The sequence below is a fragment of the Lysobacter niastensis genome (genome assembly GCF_015453285.1).
GTDB lineage: Bacteria > Pseudomonadota > Gammaproteobacteria > Xanthomonadales > Xanthomonadaceae > Lysobacter_J > Lysobacter_J niastensis.
The window spans coordinates 110,691-133,391 of the sequence record NZ_JADLZT010000009.1 but is presented as its reverse complement, the minus strand read 5'-3'; the positions used below and the strand labels follow the sequence as shown (position 1 = coordinate 133,391).

The 22,701-nt window shown below is 67.0% G+C and carries 17 protein-coding genes and 1 other RNA gene; 12 read left to right on the top strand and 6 right to left on the bottom strand.

Annotation, left to right across the window (positions count from 1 at the left end; genetic code table 11):
• Positions 1 to 19: 19 nt before the first annotated feature.
• The 3 genes from IU514_RS15855 to ssrA form a co-directional block, all read right to left on the bottom strand.
• Complete coding sequence (locus IU514_RS15855; protein ID WP_194932117.1) at positions 20 to 307, bottom strand: hypothetical protein; 288 nt, start codon at positions 305 to 307, stop codon at positions 20 to 22.
• Positions 308 to 394: 87 nt separating this feature from the next.
• The gene (locus tag IU514_RS15850) at positions 395 to 2,716 is read right to left on the bottom strand and encodes an NEW3 domain-containing protein (RefSeq protein ID WP_194932116.1); all 2,322 of its coding nucleotides are present in this window, start codon (positions 2,714 to 2,716) and stop codon (positions 395 to 397) included.
• A gap of 338 nt (positions 2,717 to 3,054) precedes the next feature.
• Positions 3,055 to 3,409, bottom strand: a transfer-messenger RNA (tmRNA) gene (gene ssrA / locus IU514_RS15845).
• A 115-nt stretch (positions 3,410 to 3,524) separates the two neighbouring features.
• Between ssrA and IU514_RS15840 the strand changes: the two genes are divergently transcribed.
• Complete coding sequence (locus IU514_RS15840) at positions 3,525 to 5,717, top strand: CHASE domain-containing protein (protein WP_228760796.1); 2,193 nt, start codon at positions 3,525 to 3,527, stop codon at positions 5,715 to 5,717.
• Between the two features lie 11 nt (positions 5,718 to 5,728).
• Here IU514_RS15840 and smpB read toward each other — a convergent pair whose 3' ends face one another.
• Positions 5,729 to 6,241: an SsrA-binding protein SmpB gene (smpB, locus tag IU514_RS15835; RefSeq protein ID WP_194932114.1), complete on the bottom strand. Its 513-nt coding sequence runs from the start codon at positions 6,239 to 6,241 to the stop codon at positions 5,729 to 5,731.
• A gap of 50 nt (positions 6,242 to 6,291) precedes the next feature.
• Between smpB and IU514_RS15830 the strand changes: the two genes are divergently transcribed.
• The gene (locus IU514_RS15830) at positions 6,292 to 6,738 is read left to right on the top strand and encodes a type II toxin-antitoxin system RatA family toxin (protein ID WP_194932113.1); all 447 of its coding nucleotides are present in this window, start codon (positions 6,292 to 6,294) and stop codon (positions 6,736 to 6,738) included.
• Positions 6,735 to 7,007, top strand: coding sequence for an RnfH family protein (locus tag IU514_RS15825; RefSeq protein ID WP_194932112.1), 273 nt, complete (start codon positions 6,735 to 6,737; stop codon positions 7,005 to 7,007). Before IU514_RS15830 ends, IU514_RS15825 begins: the two co-directional genes overlap by 4 nt.
• 13 nt (positions 7,008 to 7,020) lie before the next feature.
• Here the strand turns inward: IU514_RS15825 and IU514_RS15820 are convergent, their stop codons facing one another.
• Complete coding sequence (locus IU514_RS15820; RefSeq protein ID WP_194932111.1) at positions 7,021 to 7,416, bottom strand: outer membrane protein assembly factor BamE; 396 nt, start codon at positions 7,414 to 7,416, stop codon at positions 7,021 to 7,023.
• A 185-nt stretch (positions 7,417 to 7,601) separates the two neighbouring features.
• On the opposite strand from IU514_RS15820, the gene fur reads away from it, so the two are divergent.
• On the top strand, positions 7,602 to 8,009 hold the full coding sequence (fur, locus tag IU514_RS15815; protein ID WP_194932110.1) for a ferric iron uptake transcriptional regulator: 408 nt from the start codon (positions 7,602 to 7,604) through the stop codon (positions 8,007 to 8,009).
• 65 nt (positions 8,010 to 8,074) lie between these two features.
• Here the strand turns inward: fur and recN are convergent, their stop codons facing one another.
• Positions 8,075 to 9,742 (bottom strand): DNA repair protein RecN, encoded by a 1,668-nt coding sequence (recN, locus tag IU514_RS15810; RefSeq protein WP_194932109.1) that lies wholly within the window; start codon positions 9,740 to 9,742, stop codon positions 8,075 to 8,077.
• A 166-nt stretch (positions 9,743 to 9,908) separates the two neighbouring features.
• Between recN and hrcA the strand changes: the two genes are divergently transcribed.
• The 8 genes from hrcA to carB all read left to right on the top strand — a co-directional run bounded on the left by hrcA (position 9,909) and on the right by carB (position 22,600).
• The gene (gene hrcA, locus IU514_RS15805) at positions 9,909 to 10,952 is read left to right on the top strand and encodes a heat-inducible transcriptional repressor HrcA (protein WP_194932108.1); all 1,044 of its coding nucleotides are present in this window, start codon (positions 9,909 to 9,911) and stop codon (positions 10,950 to 10,952) included.
• 136 nt (positions 10,953 to 11,088) lie between these two features.
• Positions 11,089 to 11,601: a nucleotide exchange factor GrpE gene (gene grpE, locus IU514_RS15800; protein WP_194932107.1), complete on the top strand. Its 513-nt coding sequence runs from the start codon at positions 11,089 to 11,091 to the stop codon at positions 11,599 to 11,601.
• Positions 11,602 to 11,709: 108 nt separating this feature from the next.
• Positions 11,710 to 13,635: a molecular chaperone DnaK gene (gene dnaK / locus IU514_RS15795; protein ID WP_194932106.1), complete on the top strand. Its 1,926-nt coding sequence runs from the start codon at positions 11,710 to 11,712 to the stop codon at positions 13,633 to 13,635.
• A 109-nt stretch (positions 13,636 to 13,744) separates the two neighbouring features.
• Positions 13,745 to 14,860 (top strand): molecular chaperone DnaJ, encoded by a 1,116-nt coding sequence (dnaJ, locus tag IU514_RS15790; protein WP_194932105.1) that lies wholly within the window; start codon positions 13,745 to 13,747, stop codon positions 14,858 to 14,860.
• Positions 14,861 to 15,018: 158 nt separating this feature from the next.
• Positions 15,019 to 17,199, top strand: coding sequence for a DUF1631 family protein (locus tag IU514_RS15785; RefSeq protein ID WP_194932104.1), 2,181 nt, complete (start codon positions 15,019 to 15,021; stop codon positions 17,197 to 17,199).
• An 89-nt stretch (positions 17,200 to 17,288) separates the two neighbouring features.
• The gene (gene dapB / locus IU514_RS15780) at positions 17,289 to 18,011 is read left to right on the top strand and encodes a 4-hydroxy-tetrahydrodipicolinate reductase (protein ID WP_194932103.1); all 723 of its coding nucleotides are present in this window, start codon (positions 17,289 to 17,291) and stop codon (positions 18,009 to 18,011) included.
• 199 nt (positions 18,012 to 18,210) lie between these two features.
• A complete protein-coding gene (gene carA / locus IU514_RS15775) occupies positions 18,211 to 19,332 on the top strand; it encodes a glutamine-hydrolyzing carbamoyl-phosphate synthase small subunit (protein WP_194932102.1) in 1,122 nt (373 codons plus the stop codon).
• 1 nt (position 19,333) lies between these two features.
• Complete coding sequence (carB, locus tag IU514_RS15770) at positions 19,334 to 22,600, top strand: carbamoyl-phosphate synthase large subunit (protein WP_194932101.1); 3,267 nt, start codon at positions 19,334 to 19,336, stop codon at positions 22,598 to 22,600.
• The last annotated feature ends 101 nt before the right edge of the window (positions 22,601 to 22,701 follow it).

Below are 22,701 nucleotides of genomic sequence, written 5' to 3'. Positions count from 1 at the left end.
GCGAGAATGCCGGCACTGTTCAATCGTCCGGATACCGCCTCAACAACTCCATCAACACCTGGGCCACGATGGCACTGGGCGTTGTCGTACTTTCGCCTGCCAGGTGGTGGTAGAGCAGTTCCAGCAGATGCGCATCGCTGGCGTCGGCGAGGTTTTCCATCGCCGCTCCCATGCGCTGCTGCTTGCGCTTGCGGTAACGCGCGGCCCGCTGCGCGGGTGTCAGTGCTTCTCCGTACAGTGCACGGCGTCCCCGCCGCGCCGTCGTCACTTCTTCCTGACGCTCTTCTTCCTCTGTCTCGTCGTGCATGGATCCCCTGTCTCCGTGATGCAGCTCTGCGGCCGCCTTCAAAGGAAAGAGTGCCCGGTCTCCCGGGCACTCCGAGGATTGTGACGCTTACTTGACCTGGAAGGTCGTGCTGGCCGTCACCGTCGCGGTGCCGCTGGTGGCGACGGACTTGGCCTTGTAGCTGCCGATCGAGCTCGGACCGGTGCCGCTCACGAAGCTCCACTTGGCGTAGCCGCTGGCGTCGGTGATGACGGTGCCGGCAATCTTGGTGACGCCGTCAGGCTTGACCGCCTCGAAGCGGACGCTCGCGCCCTTGACCGCAACACCCGCCTTGAGCACGCGCGCCGTCATCGCAACCTTGGTGCCGGCGTTGTAGACCGACTGGCTGGGAGTCAGCGTCTCGGTCAGCGTCGTCGGAGCCGGAGCAGCCGGCGCGGCAACCGTGTAGGTGGCCGAGGCGCTGGCGGTGTGGGCAGAGCCCGCCGCGCTGCTGACGCCGGTGCCGATGCCGTAGCCACCCGCGGCGGCCGTGGCCGACGAGGTCACCTGCAGCGTGGCCGAACCCGAGGCACCCGGAGCCAGCGAGACGCTGCCAGCCGACAGCGTGCCGGTCCAACCGGCCGGAACCGTGCGGGCCAGGGCGAAGCTGGTGTTGGCGCAGGCGGCGCTATCGTTGTTCTTGACGTTGACCGTGTACGTGACCGCGGAGCCGGCGGCAACGGCGGCCGTCGAACCCGACAGACTGACGGACGGCGTGGCGCGCGTGCAGACCGGGGCCGGGGTCGGATCGACCGGCGGCGGGGTCGGATTGGTCGGCGGCGGAGTGGTGCCACCGGCCTGGACTTCATAAGCACCGATGTCGGCCTGGGCACCCGACGGACGCGGAGCCAGCACGAAGTCGCTGGTCACGCCGCTGATGACCGGAACCTTGTCGATCACCGGGCTGCCGGCGAGCGGCTGCGCGTCGAACGAGGCGAGGTTCGTGTTGGTCAGCTTCGGATCCTGGCAGACGCTGCCGGACGGGCACTGGCTGTTCTTGACGTTGTAGAACAGGTTGCCGGCGTAGCTCACCGTGGCCGTGCTGTTGTAGACGATGTGACCGATCGACTGCACGTTGGTGCCGGCGACGGCCGCCAGGTAGTACGGCTTGCCGATGATGGCGTTGTTCTGGATGTTCAGCTTCGCGGAAGCCGAACCGCCGGTGTTCATGATCGCACCCTGGCCTTCGCTGACGATCGTGTTGTGACGCACGTTCACCACGTTGCCGTCCACCATCGAGATCGACAGCGCGTTGCCGTTGGCGCGGCACTGGTCGCCGGCCTGCATGAAGCCCTTGCCGCTGTAGTAGCTGCAGTAGCCGGTCAGGACCGAGTTCTCGATCGTCGCGTTGCCGTTGGTCTTGAGCTGGTTGCCGGCATTGGCGTACGAGTGCAGGCGACGCACGGTCAGCGTGGTGCCGGCCTTGCCGTCGAGGTACAGCAGGTCGACGCCGTCGGACGTGTTGTGGTGGACGTCGGAGTCCTCGATCAGCCACTGGCCGCCGGTGTAGTAGGTGCCCAGACCGTCGCCGTAACCGCCGGCCTTCTGGCCCCAGCAGTTGACCTTCTCGCCGGTCGACGGGTTCTCACCGCAACCGTTGTAGGCGATTTCGACCTGGCGCAGGATCATCTGGCCGCTGTTGCTGCTCGACGATTCGCCGACGTTGCCGTCCCAGCCGGCCCAGCCGTTGGCGTTGATCTTGACGCGCTCCATCGTCCAGTTGGCGAGACCGCCGGCGTTGACGCCGTGCAGGCCCAGGCCATGGATGTTGAGGTCGTGCAGGTAGACGTTGCTGGAGGCGCTGGCGGACAGGCCGATCGAGGCCCAGTTGCCGGTGGTGGCGCACTTGGCCGCAGCGTTGCTGTGGCCCTTGATGCACTGGTCCTTGTCGGTGATTTCGAGGTTACCGATCTCGACGTTGTTGCTGCCGTTGAGGTTCAGCACGCTCCAGGTGCCGCCGGCGCCCCACAGCTTCGGCGCGGTCGCGCCCTTGCCGAGGATGCGGGTCTTGGCAGTGGCGCTCGCGCCGCTGGGGATCTTGCTGAGCGAGCACGCGCTCTTGTCGCCGGTCGCACAGCCGCCGCCCATGCCGGGCGCGCCGTAGCCGATCATGTACTCACCGGAACCGATGTACAGCGTGTCGCCGCCGGCGATACGCGGCGTGCCGCTGTTCGGCAGCGCGAAATAAGGATGCTTCCACGCGCAGTTCTGGCCGGTGCCGCTGCCGGAATAGGGAGCGTCAGCCTTGCCGTTACATTGCGTGGCGTCACCGCCGTCGGTGCGAACGAAGAAGTCAGCGGCCTGGGCGGAGCCCACAGCGAATCCTGCCGGCACGATCAGCAGCGAGAGGATGGACTGGGTGAGGGTGCGACGGGAAACAACAATCGACATGAGCAGTTCCTAGGGTGAGTTCGATGGCGTGGCTCACTCCCGTGTCGAGCCAGGGGCGCATCCTAGGAATCGGCTGGATTTCGTATTGCGTGACGCGTCACATATTCGGAACTGCGGCGAATAACCCGGGAAAAACGCCCAATTCAGGTCCGGCTCGTTCAGATCCGATGTTCATTGCCAAACACAAAATGAGACGCACATCACAATGTGTACGCGGGCAACGACAGCCACTGCGCAAGGATCCGCGCAGTCGCATGGCTGGAAGGGCTGTTGCACACGGAAGCGCGTGCTGGGGACGCGGAAAAGAAAAAGCCCGCCGTGAGGCGGGCTTCTGAAGATGGTGGAGGTGGGGGGAATCGAACCCCCGTCCGAAGGCACTCCATCCCCGGCACTACATGCTTAGCGCTCCGTTAGATCTCGCCCCCGGACAGCACGGCGCGCAAAGCGCATCCAGGGACCAGCCTGCTTTGGGTTAACCGGAGACTGACAGGCAGCCATCCCCAGCGATTCCGTGATAATGACCCTACGCTGCGAGCACGGACACAAGCAGTTTCGGGGCTTAGGCCTTAAGCGGCCAGTGCGTAGTTGTCGTCGTTGGCAACTATGAGTTTTGCAGCTGGATTTACGAGGAAAGCTACCCCCTCGGCATGCGCCAGGCGATTTCGCGACCCCCGTCGAAGCCAGTGCACCCCCGGGAATAACGCTCGCTAGCCCGATCAGTATAGGGCCGTCGGCCAGTGACTCAAGGTGTCGGGCGCCACGGCCGGGTCTCCATTCACCTCCGCGGTCGCAGGTATGCTTGCCCCGGATGGATGCCGCCGACGATCCCAACGCCTCACACGCCAGTGAGCTGGCCGAGCTCGAGCCGCGCCGCGGCTACCTGCTGGCGCTCGTCGTTCTGATCGGTGCGCTGATCCTGGTGTTCATGGCGTGGAACGGTGCTCGTGAGCGCGAGTTCGTTACCGCCCAGAGCGAGTTCGTTGCCCGGGCCAACGAGATCACCTCGCGCCTGGAGCAGCCGATGATCGACTACGAACTGGTCGCGCGCGGCGGTGCTTCTCTGTTTGCTTCGGTCGCGCGCCCGACGGCCGCGCAATGGCAGGCGTTTGTCGAAAGCATGCGCATCCAGCCGCGCTTTCCAGGCATGGTCGGCCTGGGATTCGCTGGCTACGTCCCCAGCGCCGGCCTCGATGACCTGCAACTGCAATGGCGCCGGTCCGGTTACGGCCTGCTGGAAGTCAGGCCGCACGGGTTACGGCCGGTGTATGGGCCGATCCTGTATCTCGCGCCGCGAAGCGAAGAGAACGTGGCGGCGATTGGCTTCGACATGTATTCGGAGTCGGTCCGGCGCGCGGCAATGGAAGCTGCGCTGGATAGCGGCCAACCGCGATTGTCGGGGCCGGTCGAACTGATCCAGGATGTCGGCGAGCAGAAGGTCGGCATGCTGCTGTTCCTGCCCGTCTACGAGGGGGGCGGTGTACCGGCCACACGCCTGGCCCGGCGCAAGGCGATCCAGGGTTGGAGCTACGTGCCGATCCGACTCGAGCCGTATCTGGAAGGTGCCCTGGGCAGCGACTTCCGGCAGACGCGCTTCCGGATCTACGACAGTGGCGACGGCGTCGAACGCCTGCTGTTTTCGAGTCATCTGCGCGGCGGCAAGCCAGCGTTCGTCCACAGCGCGGCGCTGGAGCAGTACGGGCGCAGCTGGCGAATCGAGTACGAGTCGCCACCCCTGGCCGAGGCCGCGCCGCGGCTGCAGACGCTGGAGAACCTGCTTGCGCTCGGGTTGTTCGCGTGCCTGCTGCTCTACGGCATCGCACTGGTCCTCGCGCATACCGAATCGCGCGCCCACACCATCGCGATGCGCATGACCGAGGACTACCGGCGCAGCGAACAGCGTTTCCGCGTCGCCATGCAGTATTCGGCGATCGGCAAGGCGCTGCTGGGCAGCGACGGCGCCATCGTCGAGGCGAATCCTTCGCTGGGCGCCATCGTCGGGCGCGAACCGAAGGACCTGATCGGCGAACGTTTCGACAGCCTGTTCGAAGATGACGAGCCCGGGCTTGGCGGTGCTGGGGGCAGTACGGACAGTCACGGCGTGCACCGGACCACGCGCCGCCTGCATCGCGAAGGAGGCATGCCGCGCCATGCCCAGCTGACCTATGCGCCGGTCCCGGGCAACGTGGGGCAGGACATCGTCGGCCTGGTACAGGTGGAAGACGTCACCGAGCGCCTGCGCGCGGAGGCGCGCGTGCACGCGCTCAACCGCACGCTGGAGGCGCGCGTGGCGATGCGCACGCGCGAACTGAGCCAGGCAAACCAGGAGCTGGAGGCGTTTGCGTACAGCATCTCGCACGACCTGCGTGCGCCGTTGCGGGCGATCGATGGCTTCAGCCGCACGCTTGCAGAGCGGTACGAGTCTTCGCTGGACGATACCGGACGCGGCTACCTCTCACGGGTACGGCGCGCGGCGTCGCGAATGGGCGAGCTGATCGATGCGCTGCTGAAGATGTCGCGACTGAGCCGTAGCGAGCTGAAACTGGAGCGTGTCGACCTGAGCCGCATGGCCGGCGAAATCGTCGAGGAACTGCGAATGGGCGACAGTCCGCGTTCCGTGGAAACCGTCATCGCGCCCGGCCTGCAAGTGGTTGGCGACGCTGCGCTGTTGCGAAACCTGCTGGGCAACCTGATCGGCAATGCGTGGAAGTTCACCCGTGAGTGCGCCGATGCGCGTATCGAGTTCGGGGTGGAGGAGGATGCGGAAGGTACGTTCGAGTTCTTCGTCAGGGACAACGGCGCGGGCTTCGCGCAGAAGTACGTCGACAAGCTGTTCCGGCCTTTCCAGCGCCTGCACAGCGAGGGCCAGTTCGCAGGCCACGGCATCGGCCTGGCCTCGGTGAAGCGGATCGTCGAGCGGCATGGCGGCATGATCCGCGCCGAGGGCGCGGAAGGCGAGGGTGCCGCGTTCTATTTCACCTTGCCCGGCGAGGGCAGGCATTAGCCCAGTCTGGCTCAGGCGTCCTTGTTGTGCCGGCGCAGCAGGCGCTGCTTTTCGCGAGCCCAGTCGCGATCCTTGCTGGCCTCGCGCTTGTCGTGGGCCTGCTTGCCCTTGGCGAGGGCCACCTCGGCCTTGACCTTGCTGCCCTTCCAGTAGAGCGCGGTCAGCACGATGGTGTAACCGTCGCGCTGGACGCGACCGATCAGGTTGTCGATCTCATGCCGGTGCAGCAGCAGCTTGCGCGAGCGCCGGTCGTCGGCGACGACGTGGGTCGAGGCCGAGATCAGCGGGGTGATCTGCGAGCCGATCAGGAAGATCTCGCCATGCAGGACCACGGCATAGCTGTCGCCGATGTTGGCGCGCCCGGCGCGAATCGCCTTGAGCTCCCAGCCCTGCAGTGCCAGGCCGGCCTCGTAGCGCTCCTCCAGGTGGTATTCGTGGCGCGCGCGCTTGTTCAACGCGATGGTGCCGCCGGCGGCGCCCTTTCCTTTATCCTTGCCGGCCTTGTTGCTCGAGTTCTTCGCCATCGCGCTATTGTCCCTGATTGCCGGGCAACTCGCGAACCCGGCCCACGACCATGCCGACCATCCGCCGTTCCGCCCTGGTTGAACACTCCGCCGCGCGCATGTTCGCGCTGGTCAACGACATCGCGGCCTATCCGCGACGCTTCGACTGGTGCGACAAGGCCGAGGTGATCGAGTCCGGCGAGTTGCGCATGGTGGCGCGACTGGACCTGGGCCTGGGGGCGCTGCGCACCTGGTTCACCACCGAGAACACGCTGGTGCCGCCGCACCACATCGACCTGAAGCTGGTCGACGGCCCGTTCCGCAGCCTCAGCGGCCGTTGGCAGTTCCATTCGCTGGACGAGTCAGCGTGCAAGGTGACCCTGACGCTCGATTTCGAGCCGTCAGTGAAGCTGCTGGGACCGGCGATGGCACTGGGTTTCCAGGCGCTGGCCGACCGCATGGTCGACGACTTCGTCCGTGTCGCCGACCGCGACCCCGCGAACGGGGGCGGCGGGTGAGGGTCGAGCTGCTTCGCGCCTGGCCGCGACGCTTCGAGCGGGCGGAAGTGGAACTGCGCGACGGCGCCAGCCTGGCCGACGCATTGCGCGAGGCTGGCTGGGCCGATGATGTGGAAACGACGGGCTATGCCGTGTTCGGCGTGAAGGCCACCCTGCAGTCGCTACTGGCGGACGGCGACCGGGTCGAACTGCTACGTCCGCTGCAGGCAGACCCCAAGGACGCACGCCGCCGGCGCGCCGAATCCCGGCGCGGTGGCAAAACCGGGTGAATCGTTGCCGGACTCAGCGCCCGCGGCGCTTGTCCTTTTCCTTCGGCAGGTTGCGGCCGAACTGCTTGTAGGCGGAGTTGGCGATCTCTTCGTCCTGCTCCGGGAAGTAGTCGCCTTCCCACTTGGCCAGGGCATCGCCCTCGAACCACAGCGTCAGGTTCTTCTTCTCGGTCTTGCCGACGCGGCCGATGCGCTGCGTGGACGTGTAGTCCCAGCGGTCGTGGTGGAACGGGTCGGAGATCGAAGGCGTGCCCAGCAGCAACGAGACCTGCTGCTTGCTCATGCCCGTCTGCAACTGGTCGATGTTGGCCTTTTCCAGCAGGTTGCCCTGGTAGATCGGCTGGCGGTAGAGGATGCCGCAGCCCGCGGTCATCAGGGCGACGGAAATGACGAGCAGGAGCTTGTGCATCGAGTGCTTGGGCATCGGATGGCGCGACCGCGGATGGGAGATTAACGGGCCGATGATACACTGAAGGCCAAGCCCACGAAGCGCAGGAACCGCCGCCACCGGCTGGACCGCGTTCACCAGGTGTTCGGCCCCGAGGCCTCGGTTGCCCGTCCGAAACCGCATCAGCCCAAGAGCAGGGAGCCCCGATGGAATCTGAAGACCTGCGCAAGGCCGGACTCAAGGTCACGCACCCGCGCCTGCGCATCCTGGACCTGCTGGAGCAGTCCAAGCCGCGCCACATGACGGCCGAGGACATCTATCGGCACCTGCTCGAGCACGGCGAAGACATCGGCCTGGCCACCGTGTATCGCGTGCTGACGCAGTTCGAGGCCGCCGGGCTGGTGCTCAAGCACAACTTCGAGGGTGGCCAGTCCGTGTACGAGCTGGACCGTGGTCATCACCACGACCACATGGTCGACATCGACACCGGCAAGATCATCGAGTTCGAGAGCACCGAGATCGAGGAGCTGCAGCGCAAGATCGCCGAGAAGCACGGCTACCAGATCGAAGAGCACTCGCTGGTGCTCTACGTGCGCAAGAAGGCGCCGCGATAAAGCATCCGCGACGACGTCGATGAACGCGCCGCAGCGCGCGGGATGATCGAGTTGCCGGGCTGCGGCTAGTCCACGTCGGCCAGCAGACGCTTGGCCGCGGCGCGCGCCTCGCGGGTCAGTTCGACGCCACCGAGCATCCGCGCCAGTTCCTCCTCGCGCTGCTTCGCGTCGAGCGACTGCACCGCGCTCTGGGTCACGCCCTCGCTGGCGGTCTTGCTGACGCGGTAGTGCGAATGGCCCTGCGCGGCGACCTGCGGAAGATGGGTCACGCACAGCACCTGACGGCTGGCGCCGAGTGCGCGCAGCTTCTGGCCGACGATCTCGGCGACGGCGCCGCCGATGCCGGTATCGACTTCGTCGAACACCATCGTCGGCACTGCATCCAGTCCGAGTGCGGCGACTTCGATCGCCAGCGAGATGCGCGACAGTTCACCACCGGAGGCCACCTTGCGCAGCGCACGCGCCGGCTGGCCGGGATTGGCCGCGACCAGGAACTCGACGCGCTCGCCGCCCTGCGGGTCAGGGCGATCTGCTTCGAGCGGCTCGATCGCCACGTCGAAGCGGCCGCCGCCCATGCCCAGTTCGGCGATCAGGGCGGTGGTCCCGGAGGCGAGGCGAGCGGCGGCTTCGCGGCGCGCGTGGCCGAGTACGTCCGCCGCCTCACGCCAGGCCTGGCGGGCTTCGGCGATTTCGCCTTCCAGGCGTCCGAGGCGCACCCCGGCGCTGCGCAGGGTTTCCAGTTCGGCGGCGATGGCGTCGCGCTGCGCCGCGAGCTGCTCCGGCGTCACGCGATGCTTGCGCGCGAGTTCGTGGACTCGACCGAGCTGGCGTTCGATGGCGTCGAAGGCGGACGGGTCAAGGTCGAGGTCGCTGCGCACGCGGTCGAGCAGGGCCAGCGCTTCGTCGATCTGGATGGCGGCGTTGTCGAGCATGGCATCGACGTCGTTGAGCTGCGGCTCGTGCTCGGCCACGCGCTGCAGTTCACCGCGCACCTGCTGCAGGCTGCGCGAAAGGGACGGACCCTCTTCGCCGCCCAGACGGGCGAAAGCGTTGTCGCAGGCGGCGATCAGTCCGGCGGCATGGGCGTGACGGCGATGGTCGGCCTGGAGGCGGGCGATGGCATCGGGTTCCAGCGCCTCGCGGTCGAGCTCGCCGTGCTGGTGCTGCAGCCAGTCGATGCGGTCGGAGACGTCGCCGCGTTCCTGCAGGGCATCGCGCTCCGCGAGCAGCGCGGCCCAGAGGGCAGCGGCGGACTCGACCTGCCGGCGCTCGGCTTCGGTGCGTCCGAACGCATCGAGCAGCGCCAGCTGGCTGGTTCTGGAGAGCAGGGCCTGGTGTTCGTGCTGGCCGTGGATCTCGACCAGCTGCGCGGCCAGCTCCGCGAGCTGGCCCAGCGTCACCGGGCGGCCGTTGACCCAGGCACGGGACCCGCCGTCGGCGCGGATCACCCGGCGGATCTGGCAGGCCTCTTCCTCGTCCAGCTCGTTCTCGTGCAGCCAGGCACGTGCCTGCGGTACGTCATCGAGGGTGAACTCGGCGACCAGTTCGGCCCGGTCGGCGCCGTGCCGGACCACGCCGCTGTCGGCGCGCAGTCCCGAGATCAGGCCGAGGGCGTCGACCAGCAACGACTTGCCGGCGCCGGTCTCACCGGAAATGACTGTCAGGCCGGGACCGAAGCTCAGTTCGGCGGCGCTGACGACGGCAAAGTGCTTGAGGGAAAGGTGCGCGAGCATCGGGTCGCGATTGTGCCTTGTGTTGGTGGCGGCTTGATAGTCGCTTCGCGTCTCGCGGCCTGAGACCGGGTGTGGTGGCCGGTCCATGCCTGTACGAACCATGCCTGTATGAACAACGTGACGGCATCGCTTGCATCCTGCGGCGGCGGCGGCTTATACCGCAGGCATGAATCGCCGGTCCTCCGATCCCTCCCTCGACCCCCGCGCGCGCCAGTTGCTGCGCACTCTGATCGGACGCTACATCCATAGCGGTGAGCCGGTGGGCTCCCAGACCCTGGTGCGCTATTCCGGTCTGGACGTCAGCTCGGCGACCGTCCGCAACATCCTCGCCGACCTGGAGGACGCCGGGTTGCTGAGCGCGCCCCACAGTTCGGCCGGCCGCATCCCGACCGCCCAGGGCTATCGGCTGTTTGTCGACTCGCTGCTGCAGGTGCGGCCGCTACCCGATAGCGAGGTCGCGCGCCTGCGCCATGAACTGCCGGCCGGCTCCGGCACGCAGGCGCTGCTCGGCAGTGCGTCGGAGCTGCTGTCGGCGATGACCCATTTCGTCGGCGTGGTCAGCGTGCCGAAGCGCGAGCAGTTCGCGTTCCGCCGCATCGACTTCGTGCCGCTGGATACCCAGCGCGTGCTGGCGATCCTGGTGTTCGCCGACAACGACGTGCAGAACCGGATCCTGCAGGTGCGTCGTCCCTACGAGGCCAGCGAGCTCGAGCGCGTCGCCAATTACCTGAACGCCCATTTCGCCGGACGCACGCTGGCCGACATCCGCGCCACGCTGCTGCATGACTTGAGGAGCGCCCAGAGCGAGATGCAGCGGCTGCTGACGCAATCGGTCGAACTGGCCGAGCAGTTGCTGACGCCCGGGCAGGACGACATGGTCCTGGCCGGCCAGACCCGCCTGATCGGCGTGCAGGACCTGTCCGACCTAGACCGGCTGCGCGAGCTGTTCGAGGCCTTTGCCCGCAAGCGCGAAATCCTGCAGTTGCTAGAGCGCACGGTGCAGGCGCCGGGCGTGCGCATCTTCATCGGCGAGGAGACCGGCCTGGCGCCATTGGAAGGCATGTCGCTGGTCACGGCTCCCTACGGGGCCGGCGGTCAGGTGCTGGGCGTGCTCGGGGTGATCGGGCCCAGCCGCATGGCTTATGAACACGTGATCCCGGTGGTGCAGGCCGCCGCCGATGCCCTGGGGGCGGCGATCCACTCCGAGTAGCAACTACCGGTCGCACCGGCCGGCCTCGATGGCCGGCACATCCAGATCGGCTTGAAACCCCGTCCGGCGGCCCCATTGCTGCCCTGTTGCGCATCAGGCGCAGTTTTCGCGCATTCGGCGCAGGGACGGAGCAGGCATGACCAATATCGACCAGAACGACACCCCCGGCGTGGCAGAGACCGATGCCGGCACCACGCTCGCAGCCCAGCTCGAAGCTGCCCAGGCCGAGTTGACGCAACTGCGCGAGGAATCGCTGCGCGAACGCGCCGACCTCGAAAACCAGCGCAAGCGCATGGCCCGCGACGTCGAGATGGCGCGCAAGTTCGCCAACGAGCGCCTGCTCGGTGGACTATTGCCGGTGATCGACAGCCTGGAAGCCGGTCTGGCCGTGCAGGCCGACACGGCCCAGCACCTGCGCGAGGGCATGGAGCTGACCCTGAAGCAGCTGATGAAAGTTGCCGGCGACAACGGCCTGGTCGCGGTCGATCCGGTCGGCCAGCCGTTCAACCCCGAGCATCATCAGGCGATGAGCATGGTCGAAAGCGCGACCCACGCGCCGGGCGACGTGGTCCAGGTCTTCCAGAAGGGCTGGCTGCTGAACGAGCGCCTGCTGCGTCCGGCGCTGGTCGTGGTCGCCAGGCACGACTGACGCCCTTGGGCTTCACCGCCTTGAACCCGGGGCGAAGGCCCCCCAGATAGCGGACATCGGCGGCACGGCCGCCCCAACGAATTCAAGCATCAGAGAGGGAGCAGCATCATGGGCAAGATCATCGGCATCGACCTCGGCACGACGAACTCGTGCGTGGCGATCATGGAAGGCGGCAAGGCGCGCGTCATCGAGAACTCCGAAGGCGACCGCACCACGCCTTCGATCGTGGCGTTCACCAAGGACGGCGAAGTGCTGGTCGGCGCCTCGGCCAAGCGCCAGGCCGTCACCAATCCGAAGAACACCTTCTATGCGGTGAAGCGCCTGATCGGCCGCAAGTTCACCGACGCCGAGGTCCAGAAGGACATCGGCCTGGTTCCGTACAAGATCACGCAGCACGAGAACGGCGACGCCTGGGTCGAAACCGCGGACAGCAAGAAGATGGCGCCGCAGCAGATCTCGGCCGAAGTGCTGGCCAAGATGAAGAAGACCGCCGAGGCGTATCTCGGCGAGACCGTCACCGAGGCGGTCATCACCGTGCCGGCGTACTTCAACGACAGCCAGCGCCAGGCGACCAAGGACGCCGGCAAGATCGCCGGTCTCGACGTCAAGCGCATCATCAACGAGCCGACCGCGGCCGCGCTGGCCTACGGCATGGACAAGAAGGGCGGAGACCGCAAGGTCGCCGTGTACGACCTCGGCGGCGGCACCTTCGACGTGTCCATCATCGAGATCGCTTCGGTCGACGGCGAGATGCAGGTCGAGGTGCTGTCGACCAACGGCGACACCTTCCTCGGTGGCGAGGACTTCGACAAGCGCGTCATCGACTATCTCGTCGATGAGTTCAACAAGGACCAGGGCATCGACCTGCGCAAGGATCCGCTGGCCCTGCAGCGCCTGAAGGACGCGGCCGAGCGCGCCAAGATCGAACTGTCCAGCGCCCAGCAGACCGAAGTGAACCTGCCGTACGTGACGGCGGATGCCTCGGGCCCGAAGCACCTGAACATCAAGCTCACCCGCGCCAAGCTCGAGTCGCTGGTCGAGGACCTGATCAAGCGGACGATCGAGCCGTGCCGCATCGCGCTTAACGACGCCGGCCAGCGTGCCAGCGACATCAGCGAGGTGATCCTGGTCGGTGGCCAGACCCGCATGCCGAAGGTGCAGCAGGCAGTCACCGAGTTCTTCGGCAAGGAGCCGCGCAAGGACGTCAACCCGGACGAGGCCGTGGCTGTCGGCGCGGCGATCCAGGGCGGCGTGCTGCAGGGCGACGTCAAGGATGTGCTGCTGCTCGACGTGACCCCGCTGAGCCTGGGCATCGAGACCCTGGGCGGCGTGATGACCAAGATCATCGAGAAGAACACCACGATCCCGACCAAGGCCTCGCAGGTGTTCTCCACCGCCGAGGACAACCAGTCGGCCGTGACCGTGCACGTGCTGCAGGGTGAGCGCGAGCAGGCCCGTTACAACAAGTCGCTGGCCCGCTTCGACCTGACCGGCATCGACGCGTCGCCGCGCGGCATGCCGCAGATCGAGGTGTCCTTCGACATCGACGCCAACGGCATCCTGCACGTGTCGGCCAAGGACAAGAAGACCGGCAAGGAGCAGAAGGTCGAGATCAAGGCCGGCTCGGGCCTGTCCGAGGACGAGATCGCCAAGATGGTCGCCGACGCCGAGTCGCACCGCGAGGAAGACCAGAAGTTCCACGAGCTGGTGCAGGCCCGCAACCACGCCGACGCGTTGATCCACACGGCGCGCGGCGCGATCAAGGACAGCGGCGACAAGGTGTCGGGCGACGTGATCGGCCGCGCTGAAGGTGCGATCGCCGAACTCGAGACCGCGATGCGCGGCGACGACAAGGCCCAGATCGAGGCCAAGTCGCGTGCGCTGGAGGAGGCCGCGCAGTCGCTGTTCGCCGCAGCCTCGGCCGGCCAGCCGGGCGCCGATGCCGGTGCCGGCGCAGCGGGCGCCGCCAGCGGTGGCAAGGCCGACGACGTCGTCGATGCCGAGTTCACCGAAGTCAAGGACGACAAGAAGTAAGCACGGGATTCGGACCAGGAATGCGGGATCCGGATGAGATCATCCGGATCCCGTTTTTCCATCCCGACATCGTTCCCTTTCCGAACACCGCATCCCGAATCCAGGCTCCATGAGCAAGCGCGATTACTACGAAGTCCTGGGCGTTGCCCGCGACGCCAGCGAAGAAGACCTGAAGAAGGCCTATCGCCGCTGCGCGATGAAGTACCACCCCGACCGCAACCCGGGCGATGCGGCCGCCGAGGCCTCGTTCAAGGAATGCAAGGAGGCCTACGAGGTCCTTTCCGACAACGGCAAGCGCCGCGCCTACGACCAGCACGGCCATGCCGCGTTCGAGCACGGCATGGGCGGTGGCGGCGGCTACGCCGACATGGGCGACATCTTCGGCGACATCTTCGGCAACATCTTCGGTGGCGGTGCCGCACGCGGTCCGCGCCGCGGCGCCGACATCGGTTACGTCATGGAGCTGTCCCTGGAAGAGGCGGTCGGTGGCATCGAGAAGCAGATCGAGATCCCCACGCTCGACGAGTGCGATACCTGCCACGGCAGCGGCTCGGCAGATGGCAAGCTCGAAACCTGCGACACCTGCCACGGCCGTGGCCAGGTGCGATTCCAGCGCGGCATCTTCTCGATGCAGCAGGCCTGCCCGCATTGCGGCGGGCGCGGCAAGACCATCCAGAACCCGTGCAGCGATTGCCATGGACAGGGGCGTGTCGAGCGCACCAAGACGCTGCAGGTCAAGATCCCGGCCGGCGTCGACAACGGCGACCGCATCCGGCTGGCGGGCGAAGGCGAGGCCGGTCCGGCCGGCTCACCACCGGGCGATCTCTATGTCGAAGTGCGTGTGCGCGAGCACGATATCTTCCAGCGCGACGGCGACGACCTGCATTGCGAAGTGCCGGTCCGCATATCCCAGGCCGCACTGGGTGACGTCATCCGCGTGCCCACGCTGGGTGGCGAGGTCGAACTGCGCATCCCGTCCGAGACCCAGAGCGGAAAGCTGTTCCGCCTGCGCGACAAGGGCGTCAAGTCGGTGCGCAGCCGCGCACCGGGTGACCTCTATTGCCGTGTCGTGGTGGAAACGCCGGTCAACCTCACCCCTGAACAGCGAGACCTTCTGGAGAAGTTCGAGGCGACGTTCGTCGGTGACGGTGCGCGCCGTCATTCGCCGCGCTCGTCGACGTTCCTCGACGGCGTCAAGGGATTCTGGGATCGCATGACGTCGTGATTCGCGGAGGGTGACGCATTGCGTCACCACCGGGTGACATCCTGGGGCGACGAACGGCGCATTTGCGGCGGATGGTCGGCAAGGCAACCTTGACGGCCATCAATCATTACTGCGGGGCCTCCTCGCTACCATGACCGCGGACGTACTGCGCGCCGCTCATGACCATTACCCTGCAAGAATCGCCGACGCTGGGGGCACGGGATCCAAGCCTGCTGCTCTCCGGACTGCAGCAGATATCCCTCGAACAGCTCGTCCCCGCACTAGAGTCGGCCCTGCGCCGCGTCGACGACTACCTGTTCGACCGCAGCAGCACGGGCGGCGAGGGGGCGGAGCTCACGGCCCTGCGCGACCTGCGCCGGGTCCGGCCGCAGCTGGCGCAGCGCTTCGAACGCGGCATGATCGACGGGTTCCGGCGCGCTTCCGGCCTGCTGCCGACCATGAAGGCGGGCTCCGTCGAGCTCAGCCTGGTCGACGAGGACACGCTCGAACAGCAGTTGGCCGACGAGCAGATGATCGACGGGCTGACCCGACTGCACAGCCAGGCGCTGAAGCGCCTGGAAGCGCGGCTCGCGGTGTTGCTGGAACGCCCCGCGATCACGCCCGCCGACAACCCGGTCAGCCCGGCATCGATCGCCGTCGCCATGCGTGGCTCGGTGATCGGTACCGAACTGCCCCCGAGCGTCCACATCGCGCTCTTCAAGTTCTTCGAGCGCGAACTCGGCAACACACTCAAGACGGTCTACGACCGCGCCAACGAGCGCCTCGCCGCGGCCGGCGTGCTGCCGCGACTGGACCCGGTGACGCCTGTTGCACCGCCTGCGCCCGCTCCCGCGCCGGCCGCGCACGGAGCTCCGGTCGAAGCCCATGCCGCCTCGGATGCGGCGCCGGCCGCAGGCGATCAGACCCTCTTCTCCAGCCTCGTCGGACTGCTGCAGTCCTGGCGCACGCGCGTCACCGGCTCGCCCGCCGCGCCCGTGGCCGCGGATGCCCCGCGCCTGCGCGAAGTCGAGATGATGTCGGTGCTCTCGCTGCTGCAGAACGATCCGCCGCGCAGCCTGGACATGGCCATCGGCGACAGCCGCCAGTCCCTGGCCGAGCAGCTTCGCAGCGAGGTGTTGTCCAGCGCGCGCCGGCTCGGCCTCGGAGGCGAGCGGGTACTGCTTTCGAATCCGGACGAAGACGCGCTCGATCTGGTCGGCATGCTGTTCGACGTACTGCTGGACGAAAGGGATTTCGAGCCGGACGTACGCCGCAAGATCGGCCGCCTGCTGGTGCCCTACGTGAAGGTGGCAGTGAAGGATCGGCGCATGTTCCTGTACAAGGGACATCCGGCAAGGCGCCTGCTCAATGCGGTCGCCGAAGCCTGCGAAGGCAACCACGGCGATGGGCCGCAGGAGCGCGAGCTTCTCGATCGCGTCGATGCCACGATCGATCGCCTCGTCACCGAGTTCAACGAAGACATCGCGATCTTCGACACGCTCGAGGGTGAGTTGCGCGCCTTCATGGCGCAGCACCGCAAGCGCGTGGAGCTTGCCGAGAAACGCGCCGCCGAATCTCAGCGCGGCCGCGAGCGGCTGGAGCAGGCGCGTGCCGATGCCAACGCAGACCTGCAAAACTGCCGCGGCGACCGCCGCCTGCCGCCGGCGCTCGACGATTTCGTGACGCATTTCGTAGGCCATCACCTGACCCAGGTGATCCTGCGCGAAGGCAGGGAATCGCCGCGCTACGGCGAAGCGCTGCACGCCGTTGCGGGCCTGTTGGCGGCCTACGACATGGCGGAGCTGGGCGTCCCGTTGGAACGTCAGCCCGCGGTGGATCGCGCCGTGCTGCAGACCATCATGGCGAGTTCCGGTTGCATCGGCGATTCCGCCGACAGTGCACTGGGAACCATGCAACGCACGCTCGAGCAGCTGGTGGCCGGCGACGATGCGTCCGCCAGCGCAGCGCAACTGCCCGAGCGTCCCATGCAGACGGACGCGGTGGCGCCGCCCGAGCCGCTGTTGTCGGTGGTGGGAGGCAACGATCGTCTCGATTACGACCCGGTCATGGCCGAGCGCATGCGCGCGTTGCAGGTGGGCACCTGGGTGCAGCTGACGTCGGAAACCGGTCGTACGGAGCCCGCCAAGGTCTCATGGGTCAGCCCGATTTCCGCGAGGCTACTGTTCGTCAACCGTCGCGGCATCCGCCTGCTGGTGGCTTCCGCGGAAGAATTGGCGGCGCTGGCGAAACTCGGCCGCGTGCAGTTGCGCGAAGGCGACAACGTCTTCGAGGATGCGATGCACCAGGTGCTGGGGCGCCTGAAGAAGGAAGCCGAAGTCGCGGCGGTCGGTATCGCCTGATCGCGAAGTGAAGGGGTTGCAACGATGCGACGCGTGCACGCCGGATGCGTGAACTTGTCGGCTGCGGCGTGCGCGATTAGCCTTCGCGCATGAACGAAGCCCCTCAGCCCATCCGAATCCTCATCCACGGCGCCTCCGGGCGCATGGGCCAGGCGCTGCTGCGCCTCGCCGAGGAGCGCGACGATATCGTCGTCGTAGCGGCCGTTTCCCGCTCGCAGCCGGCACAACGCGTGGTCGAGGGGGTCGCGCATTTCGCCGTGTCCGAGTTGGCGGGCGCGCCCGAGTTCGATGCAGCGATCGATTTCAGCCTGCCCGAGGGTTTCGACGCGATCCTGCAGCTCTGCGCCGAACGCGGCGCCGCGCTGGTGTCCGGCACTACCGGACTGGAGGTCGCGCAGCGCGATGCGATGGCAGCCGCATCGACGCGCATCCCGCTGTTGTGGGCGGCGAACTTCAGCCTCGGCGTGGCGGTGCTCAGCGAGCTGGTCGAACGGGCGGCCGCCGCGCTGCCGGGCTGGGACTGCGACATCGTCGAATCGCACCACGTGCACAAGAAGGACGCGCCCTCCGGAACGGCGCTCGCATTGGGCGCCAGCGCGGAGCAGGGCGGGGCGCAACCTCGCTACCAGTCGCTGCGAGCCGGCGACATCGTCGGCGAGCACTTTGTCCAGTTCACCACACTGGGCGAGCGTATCGAGCTCAATCACCGAGCTACCAACCGCGACATCTTCGCGCGTGGCGCGCTGCATGCCGCAGTCAGGCTCGCCCGCAGGGCGCCCGGCAGCTACCGTTTGCGGGACCTGCTGTCCTGAACACGTGGCCTCATCCGGCCCAAAAAGGCTGAATTGAGGCTGGCGTTACCCCGGTCTCCCCGCTAGAATCGCTGCTCGCCTGAACCCCTTTTCGACGGACCGGTCCCGCACCGCGTCCGCGTTTTGCTGCAACCCGGTTTTTCCGGGGTCTGCGCGACAAGGAAGGGGTCAGCACCCCCCGGCAGCAAAGGCGACCCCCGTGACCCATCCCGCAATCCTCGCACTCGAAGACGGCACCATCTTCGAGGGCGTTTCCGTAGGCGCGCCCGGCCTTTCGGTCGGCGAAGTCGTATTCAACACCGCCATCACCGGCTACCAGGAGATCCTCACCGATCCCTCGTACGCCCGCCAGCTGGTGACCCTGACCTATCCGCATGTCGGCAACACCGGCTGCACCGACCAGGACGACGAAGCCAAGCAGGCTTGGGCCGCCGGCCTGATCGTGCGCGACGTGCCGCGCCGCCCGAGCAGCTGGCGCAGTCAGGTTTCGCTGCCGGAGTGGCTCAAGGCCCGCGGCATCGTCGCCATCGCCGACATCGACACCCGCAAGCTGACCCGCCTGCTGCGCGATCGCGGCGCCCAGAACGGCGCGCTGATGGCTGGCGAGATCGACGTCGCCAAGGCGCTGGAAGCCGCGCGCAAGTTCCCGGGCCTGAAGGGCATGGACCTGGCCAAGGAAGTCTGCACGCGCGAGCGCTACGAGTGGCGCGACGGCCAGCTTGACCTGGATCGCAACGAGTTCGTGCACGCCGAACCGAAGTTCCATGTCGTGGCCTACGACTACGGCGTCAAGCACAACATCCTGCGCATGCTCGCCGAGCGCGGCTGCCGTCTGACGGTGGTGCCGGCCCAGACCCCGGCCGCCGACGTGTTCGCGCTGAAGCCCGATGGCGTGTTCCTGTCCAACGGACCCGGCGACCCGGAACCCTGCGATTACGCGATCGCCGCGATCCGCGAGTTCATCGCCGCGAAGATCCCGACCTTCGGCATCTGCCTGGGCCACCAGCTGCTTGGCCTGGCCTCGGGCGCGAAGACGCTGAAGATGAAGTTCGGCCACCACGGTGCCAACCACCCGGTGCAGGACCTCGACAGCGGCCGCGTGATGATCACCTCGCAGAACCACGGCTTCGCGGTCGACGAGGCCACGCTGCCGGGCAACGTGCGCGTGACGCACCGCTCGCTGTTCGACGGCAGCAACCAGGGCATCGCCCTGACCGATGCGCCGGCCTTCAGCTTCCAGGGTCACCCGGAAGCGAGTCCTGGCCCGCACGATGTATCCCCACTCTTCGACCGCTTCGTTGCGCTGATGGAGAACCGCTGACATGCCAAAGCGCACCGATATCAAAACCGTCCTGATCATCGGCGCCGGCCCGATCGTGATCGGCCAGGCCTGCGAGTTCGACTACTCCGGCGCACAGGCGTGCAAGGCCCTGCGCGACGAGGGCTACCGCGTGGTGCTGGTCAACAGCAACCCGGCCACGATCATGACCGACCCGAACATGGCCGACGCCGTGTACATCGAGCCGATCAACTGGCAGACGGTCGAGAAGATCATCGCCAAGGAAAAGCCGGATGTGCTGCTGCCGACCATGGGCGGCCAGACCGCGCTCAACTGCGCGCTCGACCTGGCCGACAATGGCGTGCTCGAGAAGTACAACGTCGAGCTGATCGGCGCCTCGCGTGAGGCGATCCGCATGGCCGAGGACCGCGAGTTGTTCCGCGTCGCGATGAAGGAGATCGGGCTGGAGTGCCCGAAGGCCGAAGTCGCGCACACGCTGGAAGAAGCGCTCGATATCCAGACCCGCGTGGGTTACCCAACCATCATCCGTCCGTCGTTCACCCTCGGCGGCAGCGGCGGCGGCATCGCGTACAACCGCGAAGAGCTGATCGAAATCGTCAACCGCGGCCTCGAACTGTCGCCGACCACCGAAGTGCTGGTCGAGGAATCGGTGCTGGGCTGGAAGGAGTTCGAGATGGAGGTTGTCCGCGACAAGGCGGACAACTGCATCATCGTCTGCTCGATCGAGAACTTCGACGCGATGGGCGTGCACACCGGTGACTCGATCACCGTCGCCCCGGCGCAGACCCTGACCGACAAGGAATACCAGCGCCTGCGCGACGCCTCGATCGCCGTGCTGCGCAAGATCGGCGTCGACACCGGTGGCTCCAACGTGCAGTTCGGCATCAACGCCACGAACGGCCGCGTCGTCGTCATCGAGATGAACCCGCGCGTGTCGCGCTCCTCGGCGCTGGCGTCGAAGGCCACGGGCTTCCCGATCGCCAAGATCGCCGCGAAGCTGGCCGTCGGCTACACGCTGGACGAGCTGCGCAACGAGATCACCGGCGGCGCGACCCCGGCCTCGTTCGAGCCGACCATCGACTACGTCGTCACGAAGATCCCGCGTTTCGCCTTCGAGAAGTTCCCGCAGGCCGACGCCCGCCTCACCACGCAGATGAAGTCGGTGGGCGAGGTGATGGCGATGGGCCGCACCTTCCAGGAGTCGCTGCAGAAGGCCCTGCGCGGCCTGGAGACGGGCAAGGTCGGCCTCGACCCGACCGGCCTCGACCTTGGCAGCGAAGAAGGCTTGACCAAGCTCAAGCGCGAACTGAAGGAGCCGGGCCCGGAGCGCATGTTCCACATCGGCGACGCTTTCCGCGCCGGCATGACCGTGGAGGACGTGCACGCGCTGTCGTTCGTCGACCCGTGGTTCCTTGATCAGATCGAGGAGATCATCGCGGCAGAAAAGGCCGTGGCCGAGGACGGTCTGTCCGCGCTCGACAAGCCGCGCATGCGCCTGCTCAAGCGCATGGGTTTCTCGGACGCGCGCCTGGCCCAGTTGACCGGCACCGATGAAACGGCCGTGCGCACGCTGCGCCGCGCCTTCGGCGTGCGCCCGGTGTACAAGCGCGTGGACAGCTGCGCCGCCGAGTTCGCGACGTCCACCGCCTACATGTACTCGACCTACGAGGACGAGTGCGAGGCCAATCCGAGCAACCGCGACAAGATCATCGTGCTCGGTGGCGGTCCCAACCGCATCGGTCAGGGCATCGAGTTCGACTACTGCTGCGTGCACGCCGCGCTGGCGCTGCGCGAGGACGGGTACGAGACCATCATGGTCAACTGCAACCCGGAGACCGTCTCGACCGATTACGACACCTCAGACCGCCTGTACTTCGAGCCGCTGACGCTCGAGGACGTGCTGGAGATCGCCGACCTCGAGAAGCCGAAGGGCGTGATCGTCCAGTACGGTGGCCAGACGCCGCTGAAGCTGGCGCGCGCGCTCGAGGCCAATGGCGTGCCGATCGTCGGCACGACGCCGGACAGCATCGATCTGGCGGAAGACCGCGAGCGCTTCCAGAAGCTGGTGCAGGACCTGGGCCTGGCGCAGCCGCTGAATCGCACTGCGCGCAACCCGGAAGAAGCCATGCTGCTCGCTTCGCAGATCGGTTACCCGCTGGTGGTGCGTCCGAGCTATGTGCTCGGCGGCCGCGCGATGGAGATCGTGCACGGCGATTCCGACCTGCAGCGCTACATCCGCGACGCGGTGAAGGTATCGAACGATTCGCCGGTGCTGCTTGACCGCTTCCTCGACAACGCAGTCGAGGTCGACGTCGACGTCATCGCCGACAAGGATGGCAACGTGCTGATCGGCGGCGTGATGGAGCACATCGAGGAAGCCGGCGTGCACTCCGGCGACTCCTCGTGCTCGCTGCCGCCGTACTCGCTGACGCCCGCGATCCAGGAAAAGCTGCGTGTGCAGGTGAAGGCCCTGGCGACCTCGCTGAAGGTCGTCGGCCTGATGAACACGCAGTTCGCGATCACCTTCGACGAGCACGGGAAGGAAACGATCTACCTGATCGAAGTGAACCCGCGCGCGTCGCGCACGGTGCCGTTTGTGTCGAAGGCCACCGGCATGGCGCTGGCCAAGATCGCGGCGCGCTGCATGGTCGGCCAGACCCTGGCTGCCCAGGGTGCGACCGAAGAGATCATTCCCGACTACTACTCGGTCAAGGAAGCGATCTTCCCGTTCGCCAAGTTCCAGGGCGTCGACCCGATCCTCGGCCCGGAAATGCGTTCGACCGGTGAGGTCATGGGCGTCGGCCGCAACTTCGGCGCGGCGATGGCGCGTGCGCAGGAAGCCGGCGGCATCAAGGCGTTGCCGCAGGGCGGCAAGGTGTTCATCTCGGTGCGCGATCCGGACAAGACCCGCGTGCTGTCGGTGGCGCAGGACCTGGTCAAGCGCGGTTACGCGCTGGTGGCGACCGAAGGCACGCATGCCTTCCTGACCGCCCAGGGCCTGGCCTGCGAACGCATCAACAAGGTGACCGAAGGCCGTCCGCACGTCGTCGACCTGATCAAGAACGGCGAGATCGTCTACATCGTCAACACGACCGAAGGCCGCCAGGCCATCAACGACTCGTTCTCGATCCGCCGCGAGGCGCTGCAGCACCGCGTGACGTACTCGACGACCGTCAGTGGCGCGCGTGCGCTGGTCAACTCGCTCGACTACCGCGGCACCGGCCCGGTCTGGTCGTTGCAGGAGTTGCATGCGGAAGTGCAGGGCACGAAGGCCGGCGTCGCCGCCTGAAGCCCGCCCAGCGTGCCGTCATTCCCCGGACGGGAATGACGGCTTGCCGGCTTCCGTGCACAATCCGACCTGAGTGTCGGCCCCGTGCCTTCAAGGCGGAG